This is a genomic window from Bacillus sp. P4_E1, from assembly GCF_056401715.1.
Map to the genome: position 1 here is coordinate 1 of NZ_JBFUIV010000066.1, position 689 is coordinate 689.

Genomic DNA, 689 nt, shown 5'->3' on the forward strand with positions numbered 1-689 from the left:
AAATGGAGGAGGTAGAGGGATTCGAACCCCCGCGCGACTCTCGCCGCCTGTCGGTTTTCAAGACCGATCCCTTCAGCCGAACTTGGGTATACCTCCATGAAGGAAAAATTAATATCTTATTCATTTTTATATGTAACTAAACCACTTTTTAAAAAAATGGAGGAGGTAGAGGGATTCGAACCCCCGCGCGACTCTCGCCGCCTGTCGGTTTTCAAGACCGATCCCTTCAGCCGAACTTGGGTATACCTCCGACATATAAAAAATAAAGTGGAGCCTAGCGGGATCGAACCGCTGACCTCCTGCGTGCAAGGCAGGCGCTCTCCCAGCTGAGCTAAGGCCCCATGTTTTTGGGAAAATCGGGAAGACAGGATTTGAACCTGCGACCCCCTGGTCCCAAACCAGGTGCTCTACCAAGCTGAGCCACTTCCCGTTAATAAAAGCGCGCCCGAGAGGAGTCGAACCCCTAACCTCTTGATCCGTAGTCAAACGCTCTATCCAATTGAGCTACGGGCGCATATGGTGCCGAGGGCGGGGGTCGAACCCGCACGGTGGTCACCCACCGCAGGATTTTAAGTCCTGTGCGTCTGCCTGTTCCGCCACCCCGGCATGTCATACTGAAAATTGGAGCGGAAGACGGGATTCGAACCCGCGACCCCAACCTTGGCAAGGTTGTATTCTACCACTGAACT

6 tRNA genes are annotated in these 689 nt (G+C 53.4%); all 6 read right to left on the minus strand.

Annotated elements, in window-relative coordinates:
* Positions 1 to 3: 3 nt before the first annotated feature.
* Positions 4 to 96 (minus strand) — tRNA-Ser (locus tag AC1DS7_RS28830).
* Positions 97 to 157: 61 nt separating this feature from the next.
* A tRNA-Ser gene (locus AC1DS7_RS28835) sits at positions 158 to 250 on the minus strand.
* Positions 251 to 268: 18 nt separating this feature from the next.
* Positions 269 to 341 (minus strand) — tRNA-Ala (locus AC1DS7_RS28840).
* Positions 342 to 356: 15 nt separating this feature from the next.
* Positions 357 to 430, minus strand: a tRNA-Pro gene (locus AC1DS7_RS28845).
* Positions 431 to 440: 10 nt separating this feature from the next.
* Positions 441 to 514 (minus strand) — tRNA-Arg (locus tag AC1DS7_RS28850).
* 3 nt (positions 515 to 517) lie between these two features.
* Positions 518 to 606 (minus strand) — tRNA-Leu (locus tag AC1DS7_RS28855).
* Positions 607 to 689 lie beyond the last annotated feature (83 nt).